The following is a 25752-nucleotide window of genomic DNA, read 5'->3' as shown; positions in this document are numbered from 1 at the left end:
TCCGGAAATAGCGGCGCTTCAGCAATTCGGGCAGCACAAATGACACTCCCCGGAATCACTTCTCTTTGTATACGGCTCTGTTGTTAATGGCGGACGCCCGCGGTGTTTACGTCATGTTGCGAAGTCCTCACGCGGGGAAGGGGTGCGGTGCGCCGCCCCGGCGGATCCGGGCGGCGCAGCCGGTGGGATCCGGTGGCGCGTTCGACGTGCTGGGCGGTCAGCGCCCTCGCCCGCTCCGCGTCACCGCGCGCCACGGCGTCCACGATGGCGCCGCGCTCGGCCCAGGCGTCGGCCGGGCGGGCCGGCTGCTCGACCGCGTACATCCAGGCGATCTTGTGCCGGAGCTGGGTGAGCAGCGCGATGAGGCCGGGGCTGCCGGAGGCCTGGGCGAGGGTCTCGTAGAACCAGCCGCCCAGCGAGCGCAGATCCTCGCCCTCGCCCCGGCGGGCCCGCTCCTGGCCCAGCCTCACCAGGCCCCGGAGCACCTTCAGATGGGCTTCCGTGCGGCGCTGGGCGGCGCGAGCCGCGCCCAGTGGCTCCAGGAGCATCCGCACCTCCAGAAGATCGGCCGCCTCCTGCACGGTGGGCTCGGCGACACAGGCGCCGGCATGTCTGCGGGTGACCACGAAGCCCTCGGACTCCAGCGTGCGCAGGGCCTCGCGGACCGGGACCCGGGAGACCCCGTAGCGGCGGGCCAGCAGCTCCTCGGTGAGGCGGCTGCCACGCTCGTACACACCGGAGACGATGTCGTCACGGATCGCCGTGCATACCGAATGCGCGGGAATGCGCATGTCCGAACCTCCGCCTTGATCCCCGCGAAACGCGGCCGCCCGACGTCTGTTCCGTGACTCTATTGCAATCCGCCGGAATTTCCGATGGCAGGCCGGAATCCATGGATATCTTCAGGCCGGAATTGCAGAAGGCCCCGGCGGGTGCCGGAGCCTTCGGGTGGGGTAGCGCGGGTGGGGTCAGACGTTCAGACCGTGCGAGCGCAGGTAGCCGACGGGGTCCATGTCGGAGCCGTACTCGGGGCTGGTGCGGGCCTCGAAGTGCAGGTGCGGGCCGGTGGAGTTGCCGGTGGAGCCGGAGAGGCCGATCTGCTGGCCGGAGGCGACACTCTGGCCGACGGAGACACCGATCGAGGAGAGGTGGCCGTACTGGGTGTACGTGCCGTCCGTCATCCGGAGCACGATGTTGTTGCCGTACGCGCCGCCCCAGCCGGCCTCGACGACCGTACCGGCGCCGACAGCGACGACGGAGCTGCCGGAGGGGGCCATGAAGTCCACGCCGGAGTGGCTGCCGGAGGACCAGAGCGAGCCGCCGGTCTTGTAGCCGGTGGTGACGTGGGAGCCGGCGACCGGGAGGTGGAAGGCGTTGAGCCGGGCGCGCTCGGCGGCGCGGGCGGCACGGGCCTTCTCCTCGCGGACCTCCTCGGCGCGGGCCTCGGCCTTGCGCTCGGCCTCCGCCTTCGCCTTGGCCTCGGCGGCCTTGGCCTTGGCTTCGGCGGCGGCCTTGGCCTTCGCCTTGGCGATCGCGTCCGCCTGCTGCTTCTGGGCCTGTGCCTGCGCGTCGATCTGCTCGGCGAGGGTGGCGTCGAGGGCGATGGCCTGGGTGAGGCCGGTGTCGACGACCTTGGCGGCCTCGTTGTCCGCGGCGATGGCCGGGGAGGCCAGTGAGCCGATGACTCCGGTGGCGGCCAGGGCCGCGATGCCGGCGGCCTGGGCGCTCCGGCGCGTGAGGCGGCTCGGGGCACGGTGCTTCCCGGTGGCACGGGTGAACGCCATGGAGGGGCTGATCCTTTCCTTCCTTCTCGCCTACCGGGTTAGCTGACGGGTTCGGAGCAGGAAGGTCTCCTACGGATCCCCGCGCCGGTTCACGGCACGGGCCTCCGATTCACCCCAGGGACTGCGTGGGTCCCCGGCTCCCCAGGCTCGCGCCTGACGGGGACTCGGCGATGACTGCCCGGCGCCGCGGATGCGGCATACGAGTGGCGGACAGCCGGGCCGACGCTAGGCGGGGCGACTTCCCAGCACCAAACGGACAGGGGGATTTGTCGCGCATCCCACAGGGCAGACCGGCAACCTCTCCCTCAAAGCTGGCGAAGTTCACCATTCAGGCGAAAAGGGAGGACCCCGACGAACTTTCGTCCGCCGGGGTCCTGTTCGCGGCGGTGTGCCACGGGTGCCGTCAGCCGGTGACGACGGACACCTCGCCGATGCCGAGCGCCCGCACGGGCTCCTCGATCTGCGCGGCGTCCCCCACGAGGACCGTGACCAGCCGGTCGACCGGGAAGGCGCTGACCACGGCGGCGGTCGCCTCCACGGTGCCCGTCTCGGCGAGCCGGGCGTAGAGGTGCGCCTGGTAGTCGTCGGGGAGGTGCTGCTCGACCTGGTCGGCCAGGGTGCTCGCGACGGAGGCGGCGGTCTCGAACTTCAGCGGGGCGACGCCCACCAGGTTCTGCACGGCCGTCTCGCGTTCGGCGTCGGTCAGTCCCTCGGCGGCCAGCGTCCGCAGGACCTTCCAGAGGTCGTCCAGCGCCGGTCCGGTGGACTCCGTGTCCACCGAGCCGCTGATCGCGAGCATCGCCGCGCCGCCCGAGTCGGGGCCGCTGGAGCGCAGCACCTGGGCGAAGGCGCGCACCCCGTAGGTGTAGCCCTTCTCCTCGCGCAGCACCCGGTCCAGCCGGGAGGTGAGGGTGCCGCCCAGGCAGTACGTACCGAGCACCTGCGCGGGCCACACGCGCTCGTGCCGGTCGGCGCCGATCCGGCCGATCAGCAGCTGGGTCTGGACCGCACCGGGGCGGTCCACGATGACCACGCGGCCGGTGTCGTCCGCCGTGATGGGCGGCACCGGGCGGGCCCGGCCTGCGTTGCCCGACCAGTCGCCGAGGGTCTCCGCCAGCAGCGCGTCCAGGTCGATGCCCGTCAGGTCGCCGACGATCACGGCCGTCGCGGTGGACGGGCGGACATGGGCGTCGAAGAAGGCGCGCACGGCGGCCGCGTCGATCCGCCGGACCGTCTCCTCGGTGCCCAGGCGCGGGCGGGACATCCGGGCGGTGGCCGGGAACAGCTCCTTGGAGAGCTGCTTGGCGGCGCGCCGGGACGGGTTGGCCTGCTCGTGCGGGATCTCGTCGAGGCGGTTGCCGACGAGGCGCTCGATCTCGCTCTCGGCGAAGGCCGGGGCTCGCAGCGCCTCGGCGACCAGACCGAGGGCCTTGGCCAGCCGGGAGGCCGGGACCTCCAGGGAGACCCGGACACCGGGGTGGTCGGCGTGCGCGTCGAGGGTGGCGCCGCAGCGCTCCAGTTCGGCGGCGAACTCCTCGGCGCTGTGCTTGTCGGTGCCCTCGGAGAGCGCCCGCGACATGATCGTGGCCACGCCGTCCAGGCCCTCGGGCTCGGCCTCCAGCGGCGCGTCCAGGAAGATCTCCACCGCGACGACCTGCTGGCCGGGACGGTGGCAGCGCAGCACGGTCAGCCCGTTGGGCAGGGCGCCGCGCTCGGGCGCCGGGAAGGCCCAGGGGCGGGCCGTGCCGGCGGTGGGCTGCGGGTGGAACTCCATGGCTACTCCAGTCACGGCGGCGTCGCTCACTTGGCCGCCCCCTCGTGCGCGTCGGTGCCCTCGGTGCCGTCTTCGCCCTCGCCCGCCTCGTCGGCCGGCTCGACGGGCTCGTACACCAGCACCGCCCGGTTGTCGGGGCGCAGGGCCGCCTCGGCCGCCGCGCGCACCTCCTCCGCGGTGACGTCCAGGACCCGGCCCACGGCGCTCAGGGCTAGCTGCGGGTCACCGAACAGGACCGCGTAGCGGCAGAGTTCGTCGGCGCGGCCGGCGACCGTGCCCAGCCGGTCCAGCCACTCGCGCTCCAACTGCGCCTGGGCCCGCTCCATTTCCTCGGGGGTGGGCCCCTCGGCGGCGAACCGGGCCAGCTCCTCGTCGACGGCGGCCTCGATCTGCTCCACCTCGACCCCGCCGGACGTCTTCACGTCCAGCCAGCCCAGCGAGGGCGCCCCGGCGAGCCGCAGCAGCCCGAAGCCCGCCGCTACCGCCGTACGGTCGCGGCGGACCAGGCGGTTGTGCAGCCGGGAGGACTCGCCGCCGCCCAGCACGGTGAGCGCCAGGTCGGCGGCGTCACAGGCACGGGTGCCGTCGTGGGGCAGGCGGTAGGCGGCCATCAGGGCGCGCGCCGGGACCTCCTCGTGGACCACTTCGCGCAGCTGCTCGCCGATGATCTCGGGCAGCGTCCCGTCGCGCGGCGGCTGCTTGCCGTCGTGGGACGGGATGGAGCCGAAGTACTTCTCGATCCAGGCGAGGGTCTGCTCGGGGTCGATGTCGCCGACCACCGAGAGCACCGCGTTGTTGGGCGCGTAGTAGGTACGGAAGAACGCGCGGGCGTCCTCCAGCGTGGCCGCGTCCAGGTCGGCCATGGAGCCGATCGGGGTGTGGTGGTAGGGGTGGCCCTCGGGGTAGGAGAGGGCGGTCAGCTTCTCGAACGCGGTGCCGTAGGGCACGTTGTCGTAGCGCTGGCGGCGTTCGTTTTTGACGACGTCGCGCTGGTTCTCCATGGACTCCTCGTCGAGCGCGGCGAGGAGGGAGCCCATCCGGTCGGCTTCGAGCCAGAGAGCCAGCTCCACCTGGTGGGTGGGCATGGTCTCGAAGTAGTTGGTCCGCTCGAAGCTGGTCGTCCCGTTGAGCGAGCCACCGGCCCCCTGGACGAGCTCGAAGTGGCCGTTCCCCTTGACCTGTCCCGAGCCCTGGAACATCAGGTGCTCGAAGAGGTGAGCCAGACCGGTGCGTCCCTTGACCTCGTGGCGCGAGCCTACGTCGTACCAGAGGCAGACCGCGGCGACCGGGGTCAGATGGTCCTCGGAGAGCACCACACGCAGGCCGTTGGCCAGGCGGTGCTCGGTCGCTGTCAAGCCGCCGGAGCCGGCCTGTGCGGTGGCCGTGTGACCCATGGGCATGTACGTCCCTTCGATCGCGATACTGGACTTCCTGCCAGACCTGCCACTCTAAGCAAGCGCACCGGCACCTGGCGAAGTTCCCGTTCCGTGGATGTTTCCGTCGATGGTGTCGCGGACGCCGCGCGGGCGTGCCGCCCCGACCCGCTTCGGACGGGTCGAGGTCGGCGTTGTCAGTGCGGCGGTCCACAATGGACCGCGTCACTAGCTCGTGTTGTACCGAACAAGCTCAGGTTGTCCGAACAGAATCTGTGAAGGAGTCGCAGCCGCGATGGCCCGCCGTAGCACGAAGACCCCGCCGCCGGACGACTTCGAGGAGAAGATCCTCGACATCGACGTCGTCGACGAAATGCAGGGCTCCTTCCTCGAGTACGCGTACTCGGTGATCTACTCCAGGGCCCTGCCCGACGCCCGCGACGGCATGAAGCCGGTGCACCGCCGCATCGTGTCCCAGATGAACGAGATGGGACTGCGTCCCGACCGCGGCTATGTGAAGTGCGCCCGCGTCGTCGGCGAGGTGATGGGCAAGCTGCACCCCCACGGCGACGCCTCGATCTACGACGCCCTGGTGCGCATGGCGCAGCCGTTCTCGATGCGGCTTCCCCTGGTCGACGGCCACGGCAACTTCGGTTCCCTCGGCAACGACGACCCGCCGGCCGCCATGCGGTACACCGAGTGCCGGATGGCCGACGCCACCTCGCTGATGACCGAGGCGATCGACGAGGACACCGTCGACTTCCAGTCGAACTACGACGGCCAGGAGCGCGAGCCGGTCGTCCTCCCCGCCGCCTACCCCAACCTCCTGGTCAACGGGGTCTCCGGGATCGCCGTGGGCATGGCCACCAACATGCCCCCACACAATCTGGGCGAGGTCATCGCCGCCGCCCGGCACCTGATCAAGCACCCGGGTGCCGACGTCGAGACGCTGATGCGCTTCGTGCCCGGCCCCGACCTGCCCACCGGCGGCCGCATCGTCGGGCTGGGCGGCATCAAGGACGCGTACGCGGCGGGCCGGGGGACGTTCAAGATCCGCGCCACCGTCTCCGTGGAGAACGTGACGGCCCGCCGCAAGGGCCTCGTCGTCACCGAACTGCCCTTCACCGTCGGGCCGGAGAAGGTGATCGCCAAGATCAAGGACCTGGTCTCGGCGAAGAAGCTCCAGGGCATCGCGGACGTCAAGGACCTCACCGACCGGGCGCACGGCCTGCGTCTGGTCATCGAGGTGAAGAACGGCTTCGTGCCGGAAGCGGTGCTGGAGCAGCTCTACAAGCTGACGCCGATGGAGGAGTCCTTCGGCATCAACAACGTGGCACTGGTCGACGGCCAGCCGCTCACCCTGGGCCTCAAGGAGCTGCTGGAGGTCTATCTCGACCACCGCTTCGAGGTGGTGCGCAGGCGAAGCGAGTTCCGCCGCACCAAGCGCCGCGACCGGTTGCACCTGGTCGAGGGCCTGATCGTCGCGCTCCTCGACATCGACGAGGTCATCCGGATCATCCGGGACAGCGACAACTCCGCGCAGGCGAAGGAGCGCCTGATGGCGCACTTCTCGCTGAGCGAGATCCAGACGCAGTACATCCTGGACACCCCGCTGCGCCGGCTCACCCGGTTCGACCGGATCGAGCTGGAGAGCGAGCGGGACCGGCTCACCGGCGAGATCGACGCGCTGACCGCGATCCTCGAGTCGGATGCGGAGCTGCGCAAGCTGGTCTCCTCCGAGCTGGCCGCCGTGTCGAAGAAGTTCGGCACGGACCGGCGCACGGTGCTGCTGGAGTCGGCCGGTTCGCAGATCGCGTCCGTGCCGCTGGAGGTGGCGGACGACCCGTGCCGGGTGCTGCTCTCCTCGACGGGCCTGCTGGCCCGCACGGCGAACGCGGAGCCGGTCGAGATCTCCGAGGACGCCCGGCGGACCAAGCACGACGTGATCGTGTCGGCGGTGGCCGCGACGGCCCGCGGCGACGTCGGGGCGGTGACCTCCACGGGCCGGCTGCTGCGGCTCTCGGTGATCGACCTGCCGCAGCTGCCGGACACGCACGCGGAGCCGAATCTCTCGGGCGGGGCACAGATCTCGGAGTTCCTCAGCCTGGAGGCGGACGAGGAGCTGATCTGCCTCACCACGCTGGAGGAGTCCTCGCCCGGCCTCGCGATCGGCACCCTCCAGGGCGTGGTGAAACGCGTCGTGCCGGACTACCCGGCGAACAAGGAGGAGTTGGAGGTCATCACCCTCAGGGACGGTGACCGCATCGTGGGCGCGGCCGAGCTGCGTACGGGCGAGGAGGATCTGGTGTTCATCACCTCCGACGCCCAGTTGCTCCGCTATCCGGCGGCCTCGGTGCGCCCGCAGGGGCGGCCCGCCGGAGGAATGGCGGGCGTCAAGCTGGCGGCCGGGGCCGAGGTGCTGTCGTTCACGGCGGTGGACCCGGCGGCCGAGGCGATCGTGTACACGGTGGCCGGCTCGCACGGCACGCTGGACGACTCGGTGCTGACGTCCAAGCTCACGCCGTTCGACCAGTATCCGCGCAAGGGCCGGGCGACCGGCGGGGTGCGCTGCCAGCGGTTCCTGAAGGGCGAGGACGTCCTGGTGTTCGCCTGGGCGGGCCCCACCCCGGCACGGGCCGCGCAGAAGAACGGCACCCCGGCGAAGCTGCCGGAGCCGGACCCGAGGCGGGACGGTTCGGGCACGCCGCTGCTGGAGCCGGTGGCCGTGATCGCGGGACCGCCGCTGTAGGCACTCTGTTCGTACGACGGGGAGCGGCCCGGGGGCGTCACGCCTCCGCGGCCGCTTCCTGTACGTCCAGGGAGCCCGCCTCCTGTTGTACGTAGCGGAGCACGCCCCACATGGCGCGCTCGACGGCGGCGGCATCATCGGACTCATCGGGGGTGGGCTCGTCCGCGCGGCAGGCGGCGAGTCCGGCCAGCAGCGCTTCGGCGTCGATGCCCGCGCCGATCATGACGAGCTGGGTGAGCCGCTGTTCGCCGCGCGCCCACGGCCGGGGGACGAAACGCAGGAAGCGGCCGACCGCGTGCAGCGCGTACGTGTTGTCCCGGTCCCCCACGCCGAAGTCCGCGAACCCCTTGATCCGGTAGAGCCCTTCGGGCCGGGAGTCGAGGAACGCCATGAAGCGGCGGGGGTCCAGCGGCGCGTCGGAGGTGAATTCCACGCTCTCGTACGCGGCGTGGAGGTGGTCGTCGTGCCCCCCGCGCCCGTCCTCCCCGTCCCCGTGCTCCCCGTGTCCGTCGCACGCCTCCTCCCGCAGCAGGTCCTCGAAGGTGAGCTGGCGGACCTTCTCCTCGTGGTCGGGCCGCAGAGCGGGGTCGAAGAGCAGCTCGGGGTCGATCCGGCCGTGCACGGCGGAGATCACGGCGGCCGGGCCGCTCAGCTCGGCGACCGTCGCTCGCAGCCGCTCCCGCTCGGCCTCCCCCACCCGGTCGGTCTTGTTCAGGACGACGAGGTCGGCGACGGTGAGATGGCGGTCGAGCTCGGGGTGCCTCTCACGGGTGTTGTCGAACTCCGCCGCGTCGACGACCTCGACGAGCCCCCCGTACAGGATGTGCGGGTTGTCGCTGGCCAGCAGCATGCGCACGAGTTCCTGGGGTTCGGCCAGCCCGCTCGCCTCGATGACGATCACGTCCAGCCGGGCGGCGGGCCGGGTCAGCGTCTCCAGGAAGGTGTCGAGTTCGCTCGCGTCGACGGCGCAGCACAGGCAGCCGTTGCCCAGCGAGACCGTCGAGCCGACCTGCCCCGAGACGGTCATGGCGTCGATCTCGATGGCCCCGAAGTCGTTGACGATCACGCCGATCCGGGTGCCCGCCCGGTTGCGGAGCAGATGGTTCAGGAGCGTGGTCTTACCGGAGCCGAGGAAGCCCGCCAGGACGACGACCGGGATCTGCGGGGTGCGGGGCGGGGTCAACGGGAGCCTTCCTGCGGGCGTCGTCAGGGTGCCGGGACCGGCTGCGGCGGGGGTGCGCCGACGTAGCGGGCCGCCGGGCGGATGATCTTCGAGTCCTCCGCCTGCTCCAGGATATTGGCGCTCCAGCCGACCACCCGCGCCGCACAGAAGGTGGGGGTGAACATCGCGCGCGGCAGCCCGCACAGCTCCATGACCACTCCGGCGTAGAACTCCACGTTGGTGTGCAGCTCCCGGCCCGGCTTGAGCTCGGCGAGGATGGCCTCGACCTGGCGTTCCACCTCCACGGCGAAGTCGACGAGCGGGCCGCCGAAGCCCCGTGCGAGGGACTTGAGCATCCGGGAGCGCGGGTCCTCGGTGCGGTAGACGGGGTGGCCGAAGCCCATGATGCGGCGGCCGGCGAGGACCTGTTCGCGGATCCAGCCGTCGATGCGGTCCGGGGTGCCGATGGCGTCGAGGGTGTCCAGGGCCCGGCTGGGGGCTCCGCCGTGCAGCGGCCCGGAGAGCGCGCCGACCGCCGCGACCAGGCAGGCGGCCAGGTCGGCTCCGGTGGAGGCGACGACCCGGGCGGTGAAGGTGGAGGCGTTGAAGCCGTGGTCGACGGTCGAGATGAGGTATTGCTCGACGGCCCTGGCGCGCTCGGGCTCCGGCTCCGCCCCGGTCAGCATGTACAGGTAGTTCGCGGCGTGCGGCAGGTCCACGCGCGGCTCGACGGGCCGCAGGCCCTGGCCCAGGCGGTGGAGGGCGGTCAGGATCGTGGGGACGGCCGCGCAGGCGGCGAGCGCGTCCTCGCGTCGGCGGTCGGCCCCGATGTCGTACACCGGGCGGAATCCGGCCGAGGCGCCGAGCAGGGAGAGCGCGGTACGGAGTCCGGCGAGCGGGCCGGAGACGGCGCCGGCGCGGGCGATGGCGGGCAGCGCCTCGCGCACCTCGGCGGGCAGGGTGCGCAGTGCGGCCGTGCGGGCGGCGAAGTCGGCGGCGGCGGCCCGGTCCGGCAGTTCGCCGTGGACCATCAGGTACCAGACGTCCTCGAAGCTGCGGGATTCCGCGAGCTCGATCGCCGAGTACTGGCGGTAGTGGTAGAAGCCCTCGCGGCCGCGGACGTCGCCGAGGGCGGTGTCGGTGACGACGACACCGGCGAGACCGCGGGGGACGGCAGGGGTGACAGGGGTGGTGGTCATGGCTGCTCTCTCCTCCATGTATGCAACATTGATTTGACTGTCCATGCTTGACTTGAGTTCTGTCAATATTGATTGAATCAATGTATATGCGAGTGGATACGGTGCTTCCATGACGGATCAATCAGCGCATGGCGAGCAGGGGCCGCCGCCCCGGCTCACCACACGGGAGGCCGCCGAGCTGCTGGGCGTGAAACCGGAGACGGTGTACGCCTACGTCAGCCGGGGCCAGCTGAGCAGCGCGCGGGCCGCCGGTGGGCGGGGCAGCACGTTCGACGCCGACGAGGTCCGCGCGCTGGCCCGGCGCTCGGGACGGCGGGATCCCACCCCGGCCGGGGGCGACCTCGCCTTCCGCACCGGCATCACGCTCATCGAGGACGACCGCTACTTCTTCCGCGGGGTCGATGCCACGGAGCTGGCCCGGCGGTACGGCTACGAGGAGGTCGCCGAGTGGCTGTGGACGGGTGAGCTGCGCCCCGGCGCCCGGTTCACCGCGTCCGCCGGGACCCTCGCGGCGGCCCGCCGGACGGTCGGCGCACTGCCCGCGCACAGCGGGTCGACGGACCGGCTGCGGGTGGCGGTGACCGCTGCGGCGGCCACGGATCCGCTGCGGTTCGACCTGTCGCACGAGGCGGTGCTGAGCAGCGCCAGGAGCCTGATCCCTACGCTGGTGGGCGCCCTGCCGGCGCTCCGCGACCCGGCGCCCGAAGGGGGTTCCCTGGCGCGAGGGCTGTGGTCACGGCTCACCACGGAGCCGGCCGACGCCCCGTCCCTCGCCGTGCTGGACGCGGCGCTGGCGCTCCTGATCGACCACGACCTGGCGGCCTCCACCCTGGCCGCCCGGGTCGCCGCCTCCGCGCGGGCCCACCCGTACGCCGTGGTCTCGGCAGGGCTCGGCGTGCTGGAAGGGCCGCTGCACGGTGCGGCGAGCGGTCTGGCGCACCGGATGCTGCGGGAGGCGGTGGACCGGGGCAGCGCGGTCCCCGTGGTCGCCGATCACCTGCGGACCGGGCGGCGGGTGCCGGGCCTGGGCCACCGGCTGTACCGGGGCGAGGACCCCCGGGCAACGGTCCTGTTCGCCCTGCTGGAGGACGTGTCGCAGGCCGCCGACGCGCTGGCGGCGGCCCGCGAGGTGGTCGGCACGACGGCACGGCACGCGCCGCTGCACGCCAACGTCGACCTGGCCCTGGCCGTTCTGTCCGTCTCCCGGGGGATGTCCGCGGACGCGGGCGAGACCGTGTTCGCGGTGTCCCGCACCGCGGGCTGGATCGCTCACGCGCTGGAGGAGTACGGGGAGCGCCCGCTGCGCATCCGCCCCAGCGGGCAGTACGCGGGACCCCGGCCGCCGCAGCCACTGCCCTGACGGGCACGCGCCCCCAGGTCCGGACCGAGGGGCCGGCAGCGCACATTGACCACGGCGACCACGGTCAGGACGCGCGCGGCGCTACCCGGCGGCGCGCTGCCGAGATTTCCACCCCGGCCGCCCGGCCCTTACCGTTCGTACGATGAACGCCCCACCGAAGCCCGGCAGGGGACCGCGCCGGTTCGGCTGGCCCCAGCGGGTCTTCTCCCAGGTCCTGCTGATGCAGCTCGCCATCATCACCGGTGTGACCGTCCTGGTCACCGGCCTGTTCCTGGCTCCGCTCAGCGCCCAGCTGGACGACCAGGCGATGCGCCGCGCGCTGGCCATCGCCCAGAGCACCGCCGCCCAGCCGGGGATCGTGGAGGACCTGAGCACCACGGACCCGTCCGACCGGGGGCCGGTCCAGTCGGCCGCCGAGCGGGTCAGGCGGGCGACCGGAGCGGAGTACGTCGTCGTCATGGACCGGCGCGGGGTGCGCTGGTCGCACCCCGAGACCGACCGGATCGGCGCGGTCGTCTCCACCGATCCCGGTGAGGCGCTGCGCGGCCGCGAGGTGATGGAGATCGACAGCGGAACCCTCGGCCGCTCGGCACGGGGCAAGGTGCCGCTGTTCGGCTCCTTTGGCGAGGTGATCGGCGCGGTCTCGGTCGGGATCGAGTACGACAGCGTCCGTGCCCGCCTCCTCGGGGCGATCCCGGGACTGCTCGCGTACGCGGGCGGAGCCCTGGCCGTCGGGGCGCTCGCCGCGTACCTGATCTCCCGCCGGTTGCAGCGCCAGACCCATGACCTGGCGTTCTCCGACATCTCCGCGCTGCTGACCGAACGCGAGGCCATGCTGCACGGCATCCGCGAAGGGGTCGTCGCCCTCGACGGGGCCGGACGCGTCCGGCTGCTGAACGACGAGGCGCAGCGGCTGCTGGACGTCGGCCCGGACGCGGCGGGCCGGCCGCTGGAGGAGGTGCTGGGCGACGGCCGGACCGCGGACGTGCTGGCCGGGCGGGTGGTCGGCGACGACCTGCTGGCGGTACGGGGCAGCCGGGTGCTGCTGGCCAACCGGATGCCCACGGACGACGGCGGAGCCGTGGTGACCCTGCGCGACCGGACCGAGCTGGAGCACCTGGGCCGCGAACTCGACTCCACCACGGGGCTGATCGACGCCCTGCGCGCCCAGGACCACGAGCACGCGAACCGGCTGCACACCCTGCTGGGGCTGCTGGAGCTGGAGATGTACGAGGACGCGATGGAGTTCGTCACGGAGGTGGTGGGCGTCCACCGGGCGACGGCCGAGCAGGTGACCGAGAAGGTCCGGGACCCGCTGCTGGCCGCCCTCCTCGTCGGCAAGACGACGGTCGCCGCCGAGCGTGGCGTCTCACTGCGCCTGGCCCCCGGCACGCTGCTGCCGGACCGGGTGGTCGACCCCCGGGGCCTGGTCACCGTGGTGGGCAACCTCGTCGACAACGCCACGGACGCGGCGGCCGGATCGGACGGGGCGCGGATCGAGGTCGGACTGTGCACGGAGGGTCGTACGGTGATTCTGGAGGTACGCGACAACGGCCCCGGCGTCCCCCGGGAGCAGCACGCGTCGATCTTCACGGAAGGCTGGTCCACCAAGGACGTCCCGGCGCACGGCAGGCGTGGCCTCGGGCTCGCCCTCGTACGGAGGCTCGCGGAGCGCCAGGGAGGCAGCGTGACGGTGTCCGGGGTGGACGGAGGCGGTGCGGTGTTCGGGGTCGTACTGCCGGAGGCTCTGGCCGAGCCCGGACCACAGGCCTCGACCGAACCCGGCGGCCCGCCGTCGCCCACACATCCGGCCACGACGGGAGAGCAGCGGTGATCCAGGTCCTGGTCGTGGACGACGACGTGCGGGTGGCACGGATCAACGCGGCGTACGTCACCAAGGTCCCCGGATTCCGGGTGGCCGCGCAGGCCCACTCGGCTGCCGAAGCGCTGGCAACGGTCGAAGAGGTCCCGGTGGACCTGATTCTGCTGGACCATTACCTGCCGGACCGCAACGGCCTCTCCGTCGTACGGGAACTGCGCCGCCTCGGCCGTCAGGTCGACGTGATCATGGTGACGGCCGCCCGGGACGTCGCGACCGTGCAGGACGCGATGCGGCACGGCGCGCTCCAGTACCTGGTGAAGCCGTTCACGTACGCGGGCCTGCGCTCGAAGCTGGAGGCGTACGCGGCTCTGCGGCACACCCTCGACGGGGGCGGGGAGGCCGAGCAGGCGGAGGTGGACCGGCTCTTCGGGGCGCTGTGGGCGGCGGGCGAGCAGGCCCTCCCCAAGGGCCACTCCCCCACCACCGCCGAGCTCGTCCGACAGGCCCTGCGCGCCGCCGAGGGCCCGCTCTCCGCCCAGGAGATCGCGGACAGCGCGGGGATGAGCCGCCAGACGGCCCAGCGCTACCTGAAGCTGCTGGAGCGCACCGGGAAGGTCCGGCTGACACTGCGGTACGGGGAGACGGGCCGCCCGGAACACCGCTACGCCTGGGCCGGGGCCTGAGGCCCGCGCCCCCTACGCCGCCCCCGCCCCCGTCAGCGCCCGGACCTCGGCCTCGGCGTGCCTGGCCCCGTCGGGCTCCTCGGGCGAGGTGACCGTACCGATCCAGCCGGCCAGGAAGCCGAGCGGGATGGAGACCAGGCCCGGGTTCTCCAGGGGGAAGAGCTGGAAGTCGACGCCGGGGAACAACGACGTGGGGCTGCCGGAGACGACGGGCGAGACCAGCACCAGCACGACCGCCGGGACAAGCCCGCCGTACACCGCCCAGACAGCACCCCGGGTGGTGAAGTTGCGCCAGAACAGCGAGTAGAGCAGGGCCGGGAGGTTCGCCGACGCGGCCACGGCGAAGGCGAGGCCCACCAGGAACGCGACGTTGAGGTTCTGGGCGAGCAGTCCGAGGCCGATCGCGATCACGCCGATCCCCGCGGCGGCGACCCGCGCCACGGCGACCTCGCCGTACTGCTTGCGCCCGGGCCGGCGGAGTGAGGCGTAGAGATCGTGGGCGACGGACGCGGACGAGGCGAGCGTGATGCCCGCGACGACGGCCAGGATGGTGGCGAAGGCGATGGCGGCGACCACGGCGAAGAGAATCGCTCCGCCTGTGGACCCTTCACCGCCACCGAGATGGAGGGCCAGCAGCGGAACCGCGGTGTTGCCCGCCGCGTTCGAGGAGCGGACCTCGGCGGAGCCGACGAGGGCGGCGGCGCCGAACCCGAGCACGATCGTCATCAGGTAGAAGCTGCCGATCAGGCCGATGGACCAGACGACGGAGCGGCGCGCGGCGCGGGCGGTGGGCACGGTGTAGAAGCGCGACAGGATGTGCGGCAGCCCCGCCGTGCCGAGGACCAGGGCGACACCCAGGCTGATGAAGTCGAAGCGCGAGGTCCAGTCCCCGCCGTAGCGGAGGCCGGGGGCGAGGAAGTCCTTGCCGTGGCCGCTGCGTTCGGCGGCGGTGTTGAGCAGGTTGTTGACGTTCCCGTGGAAGTGGACCAGGACGAGCACGGTGAGCGCGACGGCCCCGGCCACCAGCAGGACGGCCTTGACGATCTGGATCCAGGTGGTGGCGCGCATGCCGCCGAACGCCACGTAGATCACCATGAGCGCGCCCACGCCGACCACGGTCCAGGACCGGGCCGCGTCGCTCGTACCGCCGAGGAGCAGGGCCATGAGGCTGCCCGCGCCGACCATCTGGGCCACCAGGTAGAGCGCGGAGACGGTGACGGAGGAGGTGCCGAGCGCGGTGCGCACGGGGCGCTCCGCCATCCGGGCGGCGACCACGTCGGCCAGGGTGAACCGGCCGCAGTTGCGGACGAGTTCGGCGACGAACAGCAGGACGACCAGCCAGGCGACGAGGAAGCCGACTGAATAGAGCATGCCGTCGTAGCCGAAGAGGGCGATCAGCCCGGAGATCCCGAGGAAGGAGGCGGCCGACATGTAGTCGCCGGCGATGGCGAATCCGTTCTCCATGGGCGAGAACAGGCGTCCGCCGGCGTAGAACTCCTCGGCGGAGCCCTGCCGGTTGCGGCCGGCCCAGGTGGTGATGAAGAGCGTCACCGCGATGAACGCGCTGAACAGCAGCAGGGCGAGTGTCTGGTGGTCGCCTCTCAACGTCCGAGCCCTCTCGTCATCTCGTGGCCCAGGCCCCGCGTCATCTCCTGGGTGTCCCAGCGCAGATCGAGCGCGGCCCGGTCCCTGCGCAGCCGCGCGTGCCGTGCGTACGCCCAGGTGAGCAGGAACGTGGTGAGGAACTGGCCGAGACCCGCCACCATTGCGACGTTGACCGCGCCGGCGACCGGGCGGGCCATCAGCCCGGGCGCGGTGGTCGCGGCGACGACGTAGGCGAGATACCAGAGGAGGAAGGCGAGGGCGGCGGGGGCCACGAAGCGGCGGTAGCGGCGGCGCACCTCGCGGAAGGCGGCGCTGCGGTGCACCTCCAGATAGATGTCGGCCGCGTTGGACACCGGGGCCGGTCCCGCCGCACCGGACGCGTCGACGCCGGTGACACTTCCCGTCCCGTCCTGGTCGCCCCAGCCGGAGGCCGGTACGTCGTCCCACGGGTCGTCGAGCCGCACTGCCGCGGTCTCCGGCCCTGCTTCCTTCTCCACCGAACAACTCCCCTGATCCGCGGACCTTTTCGGCCGCATGGCCAACCATGGGCGGTTCGGGAAGATCCCGGGCGCGTCATTCGCCCTACTTCACCCCTTCAGGTGACAGGAGTCCCGGACGGCTGCGCGAACCCCGGGAAACGTACGCGGCCCCCGCTCCGGTGGGACGGGAGCGAGGGCCGGGCGGGTCTACGGGGTCAGGCGTCGATGCGCGAGCGGTCCAGGGTGGCCGCGGATCTGGTGATGAACTCCTTGCGGGGCGCGACCTCGTTGCCCATCAGCAGGTCGAAGACCTGCTCGGAGGATTCCAGGTCGCCGATGTTGATGCGCCGCAGCGTGCGGTGGCGGGGGTCCATCGTCGTCTCCGCCAGCTGATCGGCGTCCATCTCGCCCAGGCCCTTGTAGCGCTGGATCGATTCCTTGATCCGGACGTTCTTGCGCCGGAGCTCCAGGAGGGTCTGGCGCAGCTCGCTGTCGGAGTAGGTGTAGACGTACTTGTCCTGGCCCCTCTTGGGCTGGACCAGCTCGATCCGGTGCAGCGGCGGAACCGCGGCGAAGACCCGCCCCGCCTCGACCATCGGGCGCATGTAGCGCTGGAAGAGGGTCAGCAGCAGGGTCCGGATGTGGGAGCCGTCGACATCGGCGTCGGTCATCATGATGACCTTGCCGTAGCGGGCGGCGTCGATGTCGAAGGTCCGCCCGGACCCGGCTCCTATGACCTGGATGATCGCACCGCACTCGGCGTTCTTCAGCATGTCGGAGACGGACGACTTCTGTACGTTGAGGATCTTGCCGCGGATCGGCAGCAGCGCCTGGAACTCGCTGTTCCGGGCCAGCTTGGCCGTGCCGAGCGCCGAGTCGCCCTCGACGATGAACAGCTCGCTGCGCTCGACGTCGTCGCTGCGGCAGTCGGCGAGCTTGGCGGGCAGCGATGAGGACTCCAGCGCGGTCTTGCGGCGCTGGGCGTCCTTGTGCTGGCGGGCCGCGATCCGGGTGCGGGCGGCCGCCACGGCCTTCTCCAGCACCGCCCTGGCCTGGGCCTTGGCGTCCCGTTTCGTCGAGGTCAGGAACGCCTTGAGCTCCTTGGCGACGACGTTGGACACGATCCGGTTGGCCGCCGAGGTGCCGAGCACCTCCTTGGTCTGGCCCTCGAACTGCGGCTCGGCGAGCCGTACGGTGACGACGGCCGTGAGCCCTTCGAGGGCATCGTCCTTGACGACGTCGTCCTCGGCGACCCGCAGCATCTTGGCGGAGCGCAGCGCCTCGTTCACCGTCTTGGTCAGGGAGCGCTCGAACCCGCTGACGTGGGTGCCGCCCTTGGGGGTGGCGATGATGTTGACGAACGACCGTACGGTCGTGTCGTACCCGGTGCCCCAGCGCAGGGCGATGTCGACGGCCAGCTCGCGGGTGACCTCGGTGGCGGTCATGTGGCCGCGGTCGTCGAGGACGGGGACGGTCTCCTTGAAGGTGCCCGTGCCGGTCAGCCGCTGTACGTCGCAGACGGCCTTGTCCTGGGCCAGGTACTCGCAGAACTCGCTGATGCCGCCGTCGAAGCGGAACGTCTCCTCGGTCTTGCCCTCCCCGTCGAGGCCCCGCTCGTCGCGGACGATGATCGTGAGGCCGGGGACGAGGAAGGCCGTCTGGCGGGCACGCTGGTAGAGCGTGTCCAGGTTGAGCTTGGCGTCCTTGAGGAAGATCTGGCGGTCCGCCCAGTACCGCACCCGGGTACCGGTACGGGTCTTGGGGACGCGCTTGCCCTTGCGCAGGCCGTTGGCCGGGTCGAACGGGCTGTCCGGCCCCTGCTCGGTGAACATGCCGGGGACACCGCGCCGGAAGCTGATGGAGTGGGTCGCGCTGTTCCGGTCGACCTCGACGTCCAGGCGGGCGGAGAGGGCGTTGACGACGGACGCGCCGACGCCGTGGAGGCCGCCGGAGGCCGCGTAGGAGCCGCCGCCGAACTTGCCTCCGGCGTGCAGCTTGGTCATGACGACCTCGATGCCGGAGAGGCCCGTCTTGGGCTCGACGTCGACCGGGATGCCGCGGCCGTTGTCCCGGACCTCGACGGAGGCGTCGTCGTGGAGGATGACCTCGATCTGGTCGCAGTGGCCGCCGAGGGCTTCGTCGACGGAGTTGTCGATGATCTCCCAGAGGCAGTGCATCAGGCCACGGCTGTCGGTGGACCCGATGTACATCCCGGGGCGCTTGCGGACCGCCTCGAGACCTTCGAGGACGAGAAGGTGCCGCGCGGTGTAGTTGGAGCTGTCCCGGTCGCCGCCTGCTCCGGTCAGCATCGCGGTGGACGGCACGGACGTTTCGGCGGTCACGCGGTTCGCTCCTCGCTGAATTTCATCTGGGGCCCCCGTGGGTACAGGGCTCGGCTTCGGTTGCCGCTGAGAGCCTACAGAGGCCTGGTAGAGCGGTTGTAACGCCACCCTCGGGGAATCCTCATGCTAGTCGAGCTTCTTCCAGGCTCGCATGGGTGTTCGATCATTCGTTGGAGTGACATGCACATCACGTTCCCTTCGACGCATGAACCATTTAGGCTCCGGGCACGTCCTCATGAACAAACCGGCAAGCCGGCCGGCGGGACCAACCCCCTAGACAAGCAATGCGAAACCGTAGCGCTCCGCATACGGCACATTCGCCGCCAACCGGCGACAGACAGCCACACCGAGAAGAAGTTTCGAAGAAAAGCCACGAGCGGGAACGTTTTCGGCCTGGTTGGATGTTGACCCTGGTACGACAGCTCGTCGAGCTAGAGAAGAGGCGACGTGACTACTGTTCTGACCCCCGCGAGCCCGCTGACCGCAGCAGACCGCTGTGACCGTTGCGGCGCCCAGGCATATCTGCGCGTCGTCCTGATCAGTGGCGGTGAACTGCTCTTCTGTGCCCACCACGGGCGCAAGTTCGAGCCGGAACTCAAGAAGATCGCCGCGGAAATACAGGATGAGACGGATCGGCTCACCGCCGTGCAGACTGCGGCGGCTGCCGACGAGGACCAACACTGACACCTCGCATCCACGACGAGCCAGGGGCCGGTCCAGGACCGGCTGACGGGCGGCTCCCCCACCGGGGGAGCCGCCCGTTCTCGTCGTACCGGCCGGACCGCCCGCGCGGCCGTGGCGCGGCTCAGATGCGGCCCGCGGCCCACTCCAGGGCGGCGGAGACCCGTGTGTACACCCCGGGGCTGCCGGCGCGCCCGCAACCACTGCCCCAGGACACCAGGCCGATGAGCCGCCCACGGGCGACCAGCGGTCCGCCGCTGTCGCCCTGGCACGCGTCCCGGCCACCCGCCGGATCGCCGGCACAGACCATCGCCGAGGCCTTGTACGTGCCCTCCTGGCCCCCCGGGTAGGCCCGCGCGCAGTCGTTGTCCGGCAGGACCTGGACCCGCGCGGAGCGCAGCACAGAGGCGTACGTGCCGCTTCCGGTCGTGTCGCCCCACCCGTAGACGTCCGCGGCGGTCCCGGCCCGGTAGGCGGCGTCCCCGCCCCTGGCCATCGGGATGACTCCGCCCTTCGGCAGTGCGCGGGACAGGGTCAGCACCGCGAGGTCGCCGGCGTTGGAGTCGGGGTCGTACGCCGGGTTCACCCAGAGGCCCCGGACCGGGATCTCCTGGCCGCCGGAATCGCCCAGCCGCTCCCGGCCGGCGATCACCAGCAGGTCCTTCACCCGGTCCGCCGGTCCGCCGAGCGCCTCGTCACTCAGGCAGTGGGCGGCCGTCAGGATCTTCGTGGGCGCCACGGCGACGCCGCCGCAGAACTGGCCCGAGCGCGCCCCTCCGAACCGGTCCCGGCTCGACAACGCCACGGCCCAGGGACTGTCCGCCACAGGGGCGGGCCCGCCGCCGACGATGATGCTGTCCGCGACCGCCGCGGAGGGCGAGGCGAGCGGCAGCACGGCCGCGGCGGCGGTCAGGGCGAGCACCCCGGTCAGGGCGCGGACGACGGGACGGGGCATGCCGGTATCGGGGCGACCCTCCGCCTTGCGATCGCACGCACCAGACGCCGCCGAGCCCGCCCTCCGGGCGGACGGCGCTACTTTCGAAACACGCCCTAGTCGAGGTAGTCGCGCAGTACCTGGGAGCGCGACGGGTGACGAAGCTTCGACATCGTCTTCGACTCGATCTGACGGATGCGCTCACGCGTCACGCCGTAGACCTTGCCGATCTCGTCGAGCGTCTTCGGCTGACCGTCGGTGAGACCGAAGCGCATCGAGACCACGCCCGCCTCACGCTCGGAGAGCGTGTCGAGCACCGAGTGGAGCTGCTCCTGGAGGAGCGTGAAGCTGACCGCGTCCGCCGGGACGACGGCCTCGGAGTCCTCGATCAGGTCACCGAACTCGCTGTCACCGTCCTCACCCAGAGGGGTGTGGAGGGAGATCGGCTCACGACCGTACTTCTGGACCTCGATGACCTTCTCGGGGGTCATGTCGAGTTCCTTGGCCAGCTCCTCCGGGGTGGGCTCGCGGCCCAGGTCCTGGAGCATCTGACGCTGCACGCGCGCGAGCTTGTTGATGACCTCGACCATGTGCACCGGGATACGGATGGTGCGGGCCTGGTCGGCCATCGCGCGGGTGATCGCCTGACGGATCCACCAGGTGGCGTACGTGGAGAACTTGTAGCCCTTGGTGTAGTCGAACTTCTCGACCGCGCGGATCAGACCGAGGTTGCCCTCCTGGATCAGGTCCAGGAAGAGCATGCCGCGACCGGTGTAGCGCTTGGCCAGGGAGACCACCAGACGGAGGTTGGCCTCCAGGAGGTGGTTCTTGGCCCGCCGGCCGTCCTCGGCGATGATCTCCAGCTCGCGCTTGAGCTTCGGTGCGAGCTTGTCGGCGTTCGCCAGCTTGTCCTCGGCGAAGAGACCGGCCTCGATGCGCTTGGCGAGCTCGACCTCCTGCTCGGCGTTGAGGAGGGGAACCTTGCCGATCTGCTTCAGGTAGTCCTTGACCGGGTCGGCGGTGGCGCCGGCGACGGCGACCTGCTGGGCAGGTGCGTCGTCCTCGTCGTCGTCGGAGAGGACGAAGCCCTTGTTCTCGCCCTCGCCCTCCTCTTCCTCGGCCTTGCCGGCCTTGACTTCCTCGGCAGCCTCGTCACCGTCGAGCAGCTCGTCGTCCTGCTTGCCGGACTTCTTCGCCGCTGTCTTCTTGGCCGCCGTCTTCTTCGCGGCGGTCTTCTTGGCAGCGGTCTTCTTGGCTGTCGCCTTCTTGGCGGGAGCGGCCGCGACGGCGTCGTCGGCCACCGCGTCCGCACTCTCGGCCGCCGGGGCGGCGGTGGCCGCGACGGTCCTGGTCACGGCGGTCTTCGCCGCGACGGTCTTGGTGGCGGTGCGCTTGACCGGGCTCTTCGCTGCGACGCTCTTGCGGGCGCGCTTCGGCGACTCCGCGGCACTGACCATCAGCGTCACACCCTCTTCCTCGAGGATCTGGTTGAGGCTGCGCAGAACGTTCTTCCACTGGGTTGGCGGAATCTGGTCAGCCTCGAAGGCCCGACGCACGTCATCGCCGGCGATCTGCCCATCAGCCTTTCCCCGCTCGATGAGCGCCATCACAGACTCGGACTCGGCGATCTCCGGCGGGAGCGTACGGGATGTGCTGGCCGACACGAACAACCTCTCGGAACGATGGAAACGGCTTCCGGCCCTGCCCTGGAGAGGGCTGGAACCGACGACCGTCGACTGGGGATGTCGCCGACGGCGCGGGTTTGGCCTCAGAACTGCACAGCGCACCCAAGGGCTGCTGTATTCCTTCCGCGACGGTCACCTCTTAAGTCATCGCGCTGCTTCGAGGAGTGTTACGGCCAATCCGCGTGGCCCGAGTCACACCTCATTCACGACGAACAGGACCATGGGTGACATCCCCCCACAATTGTGCCGCCGGACTCGTGCGGTCCGGCGGCACCGGGCCCATGCATCCGGCCACGCCCCGGTCAGTGCTCGCGCGGCGCGGGAACCACACGCTCGACGTCGGGATGGACGACGAGCAGTTGACGCATGGCCGTCTCGGCGGCACCGGCGTCGCCCGAGGCCAGAGCGTCGGCGATGCACGCGTGGTGGGCGAGCGAGGTCTCGCCGGGCCGGTCACAGCCGGTGACGGGACCGCCGGAGACATGGAGGGCGGCCGAGACGATGCCGGAAAGGTGTTCGAGCATCCGGTTGCCCGCGGCCTGGATCAGCAGGGCGTGGAACTCCGCGTCGGCGCGGGAGAAGGTGGTCGCGTCCCCCTGCCCCATCGCGTGCCCCATGATCTCCACCATGTCACCGAGCCGCTGCTGGATGTCATCCCTGCCATGCCCGGCCGCGAGGCGGGCGGCGAGCGGTTCGATGGTCCAGCGGAGCTCGGCCAGCTCGCGGCGCTGGTCGTCACGCTGCGGACCGAAGGCCCGCCATTCGATGATGTCGGGATCCAGCAGGTTCCAGTCGCTGACCGGCCGGACCCTGGTCCCCACATTGGGGCGCGCGCTGACCAGCCCCTTGGCTTCGAGGACGCGCAGGGATTCGCGTACGACAGTGCGGGAGACCTCGAATCGCTGGCCGATCTCCTCGGGAACGAGGGGGCGGTCCGCACCGAGGTCGCCGGAAACGATCATCTGGCCCAGCTGCTGGACGAGTTGGCCGTGGAGACCGCGCCCCCGGCTGGCCGACCCCCGTCGGCTCGCCCGCCCAAGCTCGGAATCGGAACCGCCCCAGGCCCTGGACGCTGCACGCTCGCCGGCCTGCGCCTCCGTATAGGGATAGCGGTCGAGTTCGCCCGAGCCGGCCAGGCCGGAGTCGGCGGTGCGGGCGGCGGTCATCATGGTGTGCGCAAGGGTACTCACGCATCCTTTTTCGGCGCGGCTCGCCCGCCCCTTGAGGTCTTTGGTGAAAAGCACACGAAAGGGTGATCGGCGCTCGCTCCACAATTGACGCCATATACCTATAGACCGGGCATTCCTCAGGGAGTTACGGGCCCCCGCCCTCGACCCGGGGCGACGACGATCACCAACGCGCCTTTCCCCGAAGGCTGGTGAACAGATACGCGCAGATCAGGGCTGACAACGACAGGGCGAGTGCGGTCCCGACGGGCTGCGCCACAACCCGCGCGACGGCCAGGACCCAGTGGTCCACCTCCTGCGGGAGCTGCCACCCGGCCAGTTCACGCAGCCGGCCCGGGAGCCCGGTGACCGATCGCGCGGACGGCGCCGCGAAGAGCTTCTGCACCAGCGGAACGACGAGCACCGGAACCGCCAGCACCGCGGCGACGCCCGCCCCGGCCACCCGGAAGACGCCGGCCGCCAGCAGCCCCGCCCAAGCGCAGCCGACCGTCAGACCCGCCCAACTCGCACCCAGTGCAACGGCGTTCGAAGGCATCTCGATCAACTCCGGCCCGTAGACGAGCCGCAGGCTCTGCGCTCCGCACACCACGGCGAGGCCCGCGAGCAGCAGAGCGAAGCTCGCGGTCACGGTGAGCTTGGCCAGCAGCAGCCCGAGCCGCCGGGGCACCGTTCCGCGAGCGGCGGCGAGTGCCGGATAACGGAACTCGTCCCCGAAGGACAGCGCCCCCAGCAGACCCGCGCCGAGCGCGGCGGGAGGAAGCGGCAGCAGAGCGGGCCAGGCGGCGAGCACGCGCGGCAGAGCGGTGCCGTCGGTGCGGGCGAGCAGGACGGACACCGCGGCCGACGCCACCAGAACGGCCGCCATGATCATGGTCGTTGTCCGGACGCCGAGGGAGCGTCGCAGTTCGTACCGGAGGGGGCGCAGGGGGCCGCGTGCGGGGCGCACCCGGATCGGGGGCGGCAGCTCGGACAGGGCGGCGGCCGAGTCGCTCCGTTCCGCGCTCCCGACCTCCGCGGGGGCGGCGGGCCCGGTATCGCCGATCTCGTCGGCGAGCTGGTGCACGGGGACGCCGTGCCGGTAGGCGGTGTCGCCGACCTCGGCGCAGTTGCTGCCGTAGACCGTCAGTCGGCCGCCGGCTTCCTCGACCACTTCCACAGAGCGCTGAGCGGCGCGGGCCTCGCGGCTGACCACGGCCGCCAGCCGGGCCGCGTGCGGGGTGCGGACCGCGACCCGGGCCCGGAGCCGGGTGCGGGCGAAGTCGGCGACGTCCTGGTCGGCGACGAGACGCCCGCCGCCGATGGTGACGACACGGTCGGCCGTACGGGCCGCCTCCTTGGGGTCGCCGGTGGTGTGGAGGACCGTGCCGCCCTGGGCCGCGTGCGCGCGCAACAGCCCGTACAGCCAGCTGTTCTCCCGTGGGGACAGCCCTTGCGCGGGTTCGTCCAGGATCAGGGTGTGGGGGTCTCCGAGCAGCGCGGACGCGAGGCTGAGCCGACGGTCCATGCCCACCGAGAGGGTGCCCAGGCGTTGGTCCCCGAGCCCGGCGAGACCAACGACTTCGAGCACCTCGTCGGCCCGGGCGGCGGGCACGCCCGTGGCCGCGCAGAGCATACGGAGCTGCCCCCGGGCAGTCCGGGAGGGATGCCCCGGTACGTCGCCGAGCAGTACGCCCACTTCCCGCGCCGGGTGGGCGATGCGGTGCAGCGGCCGCCCCCGGAAGTAGGCGACGCCCCGGCCGGCGTCCAGTTCGAGCATCAGGCGCAGGGCCGTGGTCCTGCCCGAGCGGGGGGCGCCCAGCAGGGCCGTGACATGGCCGGGCAGAGCCTCGAAGGTCAGATCGTTCACGGCGGGCGGAGCGTCGCGACGGGGGGTGCTGGTGAGTCCGATGGCCTGGAGCATCGCTTCTCTCGCGTCTCTCGCGGAAGGTGAGACCGCTCGGCGGCAGAGGGGTACCGCAGTAACATAACGCGACATTTCCGACTTTTGGCGCAAGGGTGGGGCGACAGGCGTTCCGCGGGGCCATCGCAGCGGAACGCCGGTGACTCAGACCTCGGGCCGCAGCATCGGCGGATTGAGCACCGTGGCCGCCCCGGCCCGGAACAACTGCGCGGGCCGGCCGCCCTGCCGCGTGGTCGTCCCGCCGGAAGGCACCAGGAATCCCGGCGTTCCGGTGACCTTGCGATGGAAGTTGCGGGGATCGAGGACCACGCCCCACACGGCTTCGTACACCCGGCGCAGCTCGCCGACCGTGAATTCCGGCGGGCAGAACGCCGTGGCCAGCGAAGAGTATTCGATCTTGGAGCGGGCGCGCTCCACACCGTCGGCCAGGATCCGCGCATGGTCGAAGGCCAGCGGCGCCGCCTGCTCACCCTCTCGCCCGGTGCCGGGGTGCAGCAGATCCTCGACCGGCGCCCAGCGAGCACTGTTGGCATCGCCGCCCGCCCGGGGCGCCGGAAGGTCCGGCGCGAGGGCGAGGTGGGCGACGCTGACCACCCGCATCCGGGGGTCGCGCGCCGGATCTCCGTACGTGGCCAACTGCTCCAGATGTGCGCCGTTGCCCGCAGCCGGCTTCGCCGGGTCGTGGGCGCAGAGGCCGGTTTCCTCGACGAGTTCACGCGCCGCCGCCGACTCCAGATCCTCGTCCAACCTGACGAACCCGCCGGGCAGCGCCCATCGGCCCTGGAACGGGGTCTCGCCACGGCGGACGACCAGCGCGCAGAGCGCGTGACGGCGCACCGTGAGCACGACCAGGTCGACGGTGACAGCGAAGGGCGGGAAGGTCGACGGGTCGTAGGGCGGCATGTCGCGATCATAGTCGTCTGCCTGACGATAAACAGTCCCTTCGGCATGCTCGTGATCAGTCCGGGTTCCACTGTCCGGATACGTCGCGGTCGATGCAGAGCGGATCATCCACGCGGAGCGGCGGCCGCGG

Annotated in this window: 19 protein-coding genes and 1 riboswitch; of the genes, 5 read left to right on the top strand and 14 right to left on the bottom strand. The window is 71.4% G+C overall.

Features of this window, described 5'->3' with window-relative positions; translation table 11 throughout:
• Nucleotides 1-83: 83 nt before the first annotated feature.
• The 4 genes from IG90_RS0103440 to IG90_RS0103425 form a co-directional block, all read right to left on the bottom strand.
• Nucleotides 84-791: a GntR family transcriptional regulator gene (locus IG90_RS0103440; protein ID WP_030577246.1), complete on the bottom strand. Its 708-nt coding sequence runs from the start codon at nucleotides 789-791 to the stop codon at nucleotides 84-86.
• Between the two features lie 177 nt (nucleotides 792-968).
• Nucleotides 969-1784: a M23 family metallopeptidase gene (locus IG90_RS0103435; protein WP_030577243.1), complete on the bottom strand. Its 816-nt coding sequence runs from the start codon at nucleotides 1782-1784 to the stop codon at nucleotides 969-971.
• Between the two features lie 13 nt (nucleotides 1785-1797).
• Nucleotides 1798-1964: riboswitch (cyclic di-AMP (ydaO/yuaA leader) on the bottom strand.
• A gap of 223 nt (nucleotides 1965-2187) precedes the next feature.
• The gene (locus tag IG90_RS0103430; protein ID WP_030577240.1) at nucleotides 2188-3558 is read right to left on the bottom strand and encodes a M16 family metallopeptidase; all 1371 of its coding nucleotides are present in this window, start codon (nucleotides 3556-3558) and stop codon (nucleotides 2188-2190) included.
• A 26-nt stretch (nucleotides 3559-3584) separates the two neighbouring features.
• Nucleotides 3585-4958, bottom strand: coding sequence for a M16 family metallopeptidase (locus IG90_RS0103425; protein ID WP_030577237.1), 1374 nt, complete (start codon nucleotides 4956-4958; stop codon nucleotides 3585-3587).
• Between the two features lie 268 nt (nucleotides 4959-5226).
• On the opposite strand from IG90_RS0103425, the gene IG90_RS0103420 reads away from it, so the two are divergent.
• Nucleotides 5227-7680 carry a DNA gyrase/topoisomerase IV subunit A gene (locus IG90_RS0103420; RefSeq protein ID WP_030577234.1) on the top strand — a complete coding sequence of 818 codons (2454 nt, stop codon included), beginning with the start codon at nucleotides 5227-5229 and terminating at the stop codon, nucleotides 7678-7680.
• A 37-nt stretch (nucleotides 7681-7717) separates the two neighbouring features.
• On the opposite strand, the gene IG90_RS0103415 is transcribed toward IG90_RS0103420, so the two are convergent.
• Both IG90_RS0103415 and IG90_RS0103410 read right to left on the bottom strand, forming a co-directional pair.
• A complete protein-coding gene (locus IG90_RS0103415) occupies nucleotides 7718-8863 on the bottom strand; it encodes a CobW family GTP-binding protein (RefSeq protein ID WP_030577231.1) in 1146 nt (381 codons plus the stop codon).
• Between the two features lie 23 nt (nucleotides 8864-8886).
• A complete protein-coding gene (locus IG90_RS0103410) occupies nucleotides 8887-10041 on the bottom strand; it encodes a citrate synthase/methylcitrate synthase (RefSeq protein ID WP_030577228.1) in 1155 nt (384 codons plus the stop codon).
• A 109-nt stretch (nucleotides 10042-10150) separates the two neighbouring features.
• On the opposite strand from IG90_RS0103410, the gene IG90_RS0103405 reads away from it, so the two are divergent.
• From IG90_RS0103405 to IG90_RS0103395, 3 genes are all read left to right on the top strand, one after another.
• Nucleotides 10151-11401: a citrate synthase gene (locus IG90_RS0103405; RefSeq protein WP_030577225.1), complete on the top strand. Its 1251-nt coding sequence runs from the start codon at nucleotides 10151-10153 to the stop codon at nucleotides 11399-11401.
• A gap of 142 nt (nucleotides 11402-11543) precedes the next feature.
• The gene (locus tag IG90_RS0103400; protein WP_030577222.1) at nucleotides 11544-13235 is read left to right on the top strand and encodes an ATP-binding protein; all 1692 of its coding nucleotides are present in this window, start codon (nucleotides 11544-11546) and stop codon (nucleotides 13233-13235) included.
• Nucleotides 13232-13906 carry a DUF7342 family protein gene (locus tag IG90_RS0103395; protein WP_030577220.1) on the top strand — a complete coding sequence of 225 codons (675 nt, stop codon included), beginning with the start codon at nucleotides 13232-13234 and terminating at the stop codon, nucleotides 13904-13906. Before IG90_RS0103400 ends, IG90_RS0103395 begins: the two co-directional genes overlap by 4 nt.
• Before the next feature lie 12 nt (nucleotides 13907-13918).
• On the opposite strand, the gene IG90_RS0103390 is transcribed toward IG90_RS0103395, so the two are convergent.
• The 3 genes from IG90_RS0103390 to IG90_RS0103380 all read right to left on the bottom strand — a co-directional run bounded on the left by IG90_RS0103390 (nucleotide 13919) and on the right by IG90_RS0103380 (nucleotide 18332).
• Nucleotides 13919-15511, bottom strand: coding sequence for a solute symporter family protein (locus IG90_RS0103390; RefSeq protein ID WP_030577218.1), 1593 nt, complete (start codon nucleotides 15509-15511; stop codon nucleotides 13919-13921).
• Entirely contained in the window at nucleotides 15508-15975 is a 468-nt protein-coding gene (locus tag IG90_RS0103385) for a DUF485 domain-containing protein (protein WP_030577215.1), read from the bottom strand. The genes IG90_RS0103390 and IG90_RS0103385 overlap by 4 nt, the downstream gene beginning before the upstream one ends.
• Nucleotides 15976-16205: 230 nt before the next feature.
• Nucleotides 16206-18332, bottom strand: coding sequence for a DNA gyrase/topoisomerase IV subunit B (locus tag IG90_RS0103380; RefSeq protein ID WP_030577212.1), 2127 nt, complete (start codon nucleotides 18330-18332; stop codon nucleotides 16206-16208).
• Between the two features lie 447 nt (nucleotides 18333-18779).
• Between IG90_RS0103380 and IG90_RS0103375 the strand changes: the two genes are divergently transcribed.
• The gene (locus tag IG90_RS0103375; protein WP_030577209.1) at nucleotides 18780-19016 is read left to right on the top strand and encodes a DUF7455 domain-containing protein; all 237 of its coding nucleotides are present in this window, start codon (nucleotides 18780-18782) and stop codon (nucleotides 19014-19016) included.
• Between the two features lie 121 nt (nucleotides 19017-19137).
• Here the strand turns inward: IG90_RS0103375 and IG90_RS0103370 are convergent, their stop codons facing one another.
• The 5 genes from IG90_RS0103370 to IG90_RS0103350 all read right to left on the bottom strand — a co-directional run bounded on the left by IG90_RS0103370 (nucleotide 19138) and on the right by IG90_RS0103350 (nucleotide 25622).
• Nucleotides 19138-19968 carry a S1 family peptidase gene (locus IG90_RS0103370; protein WP_030577206.1) on the bottom strand — a complete coding sequence of 277 codons (831 nt, stop codon included), beginning with the start codon at nucleotides 19966-19968 and terminating at the stop codon, nucleotides 19138-19140.
• A 95-nt stretch (nucleotides 19969-20063) separates the two neighbouring features.
• Nucleotides 20064-21611: an RNA polymerase sigma factor gene (locus tag IG90_RS0103365; RefSeq protein ID WP_030577203.1), complete on the bottom strand. Its 1548-nt coding sequence runs from the start codon at nucleotides 21609-21611 to the stop codon at nucleotides 20064-20066.
• A gap of 323 nt (nucleotides 21612-21934) precedes the next feature.
• Nucleotides 21935-22801 (bottom strand): FadR/GntR family transcriptional regulator, encoded by an 867-nt coding sequence (locus IG90_RS0103360; RefSeq protein WP_030577199.1) that lies wholly within the window; start codon nucleotides 22799-22801, stop codon nucleotides 21935-21937.
• A 181-nt stretch (nucleotides 22802-22982) separates the two neighbouring features.
• The gene (locus IG90_RS0103355) at nucleotides 22983-24719 is read right to left on the bottom strand and encodes an ATP-binding cassette domain-containing protein (protein WP_030577196.1); all 1737 of its coding nucleotides are present in this window, start codon (nucleotides 24717-24719) and stop codon (nucleotides 22983-22985) included.
• Between the two features lie 144 nt (nucleotides 24720-24863).
• On the bottom strand, nucleotides 24864-25622 hold the full coding sequence (locus IG90_RS0103350) for an NUDIX hydrolase (RefSeq protein WP_030577193.1): 759 nt from the start codon (nucleotides 25620-25622) through the stop codon (nucleotides 24864-24866).
• Nucleotides 25623-25752 lie beyond the last annotated feature (130 nt).

This window comes from Streptomyces anulatus, assembly GCF_000721175.1.
Classification (GTDB): Bacteria; Actinomycetota; Actinomycetes; order Streptomycetales; family Streptomycetaceae; genus Streptomyces; species Streptomyces anulatus_C.
Note: the sequence above shows the minus strand (reverse complement) of the source record. Positions and strands in the feature narration are given on the sequence as shown.

What these genes read in the sequence shown, in the direction of transcription:
- IG90_RS0103440 (WP_030577246.1), bottom strand. Translation starts at nt 791, where the DNA reads ATGCGCATTCCCGCGCATTCGGTATGCACGGCGATCCGTGACGACATC.
- IG90_RS0103435 (WP_030577243.1), bottom strand. Translation starts at nt 1,784, where the DNA reads ATGGCGTTCACCCGTGCCACCGGGAAGCACCGTGCCCCGAGCCGCCTC.
- IG90_RS0103430 (WP_030577240.1), bottom strand. Translation starts at nt 3,558, where the DNA reads ATGGAGTTCCACCCGCAGCCCACCGCCGGCACGGCCCGCCCCTGGGCC.
- IG90_RS0103425 (WP_030577237.1), bottom strand. Translation starts at nt 4,958, where the DNA reads ATGCCCATGGGTCACACGGCCACCGCACAGGCCGGCTCCGGCGGCTTG.
- IG90_RS0103420 (WP_030577234.1), top strand. Translation starts at nt 5,227, where the DNA reads ATGGCCCGCCGTAGCACGAAGACCCCGCCGCCGGACGACTTCGAGGAG.
- IG90_RS0103410 (WP_030577228.1), bottom strand. Translation starts at nt 10,041, where the DNA reads ATGACCACCACCCCTGTCACCCCTGCCGTCCCCCGCGGTCTCGCCGGT.
- IG90_RS0103405 (WP_030577225.1), top strand. Translation starts at nt 10,151, where the DNA reads ATGACGGATCAATCAGCGCATGGCGAGCAGGGGCCGCCGCCCCGGCTC.
- IG90_RS0103400 (WP_030577222.1), top strand. Translation starts at nt 11,544, where the DNA reads ATGAACGCCCCACCGAAGCCCGGCAGGGGACCGCGCCGGTTCGGCTGG.
- IG90_RS0103370 (WP_030577206.1), bottom strand. Translation starts at nt 19,968, where the DNA reads ATGCCCCGTCCCGTCGTCCGCGCCCTGACCGGGGTGCTCGCCCTGACC.
- IG90_RS0103360 (WP_030577199.1), bottom strand. Translation starts at nt 22,801, where the DNA reads ATGATGACCGCCGCCCGCACCGCCGACTCCGGCCTGGCCGGCTCGGGC.
- IG90_RS0103355 (WP_030577196.1), bottom strand. Translation starts at nt 24,719, where the DNA reads ATGCTCCAGGCCATCGGACTCACCAGCACCCCCCGTCGCGACGCTCCG.
- IG90_RS0103350 (WP_030577193.1), bottom strand. Translation starts at nt 25,622, where the DNA reads ATGCCGCCCTACGACCCGTCGACCTTCCCGCCCTTCGCTGTCACCGTC.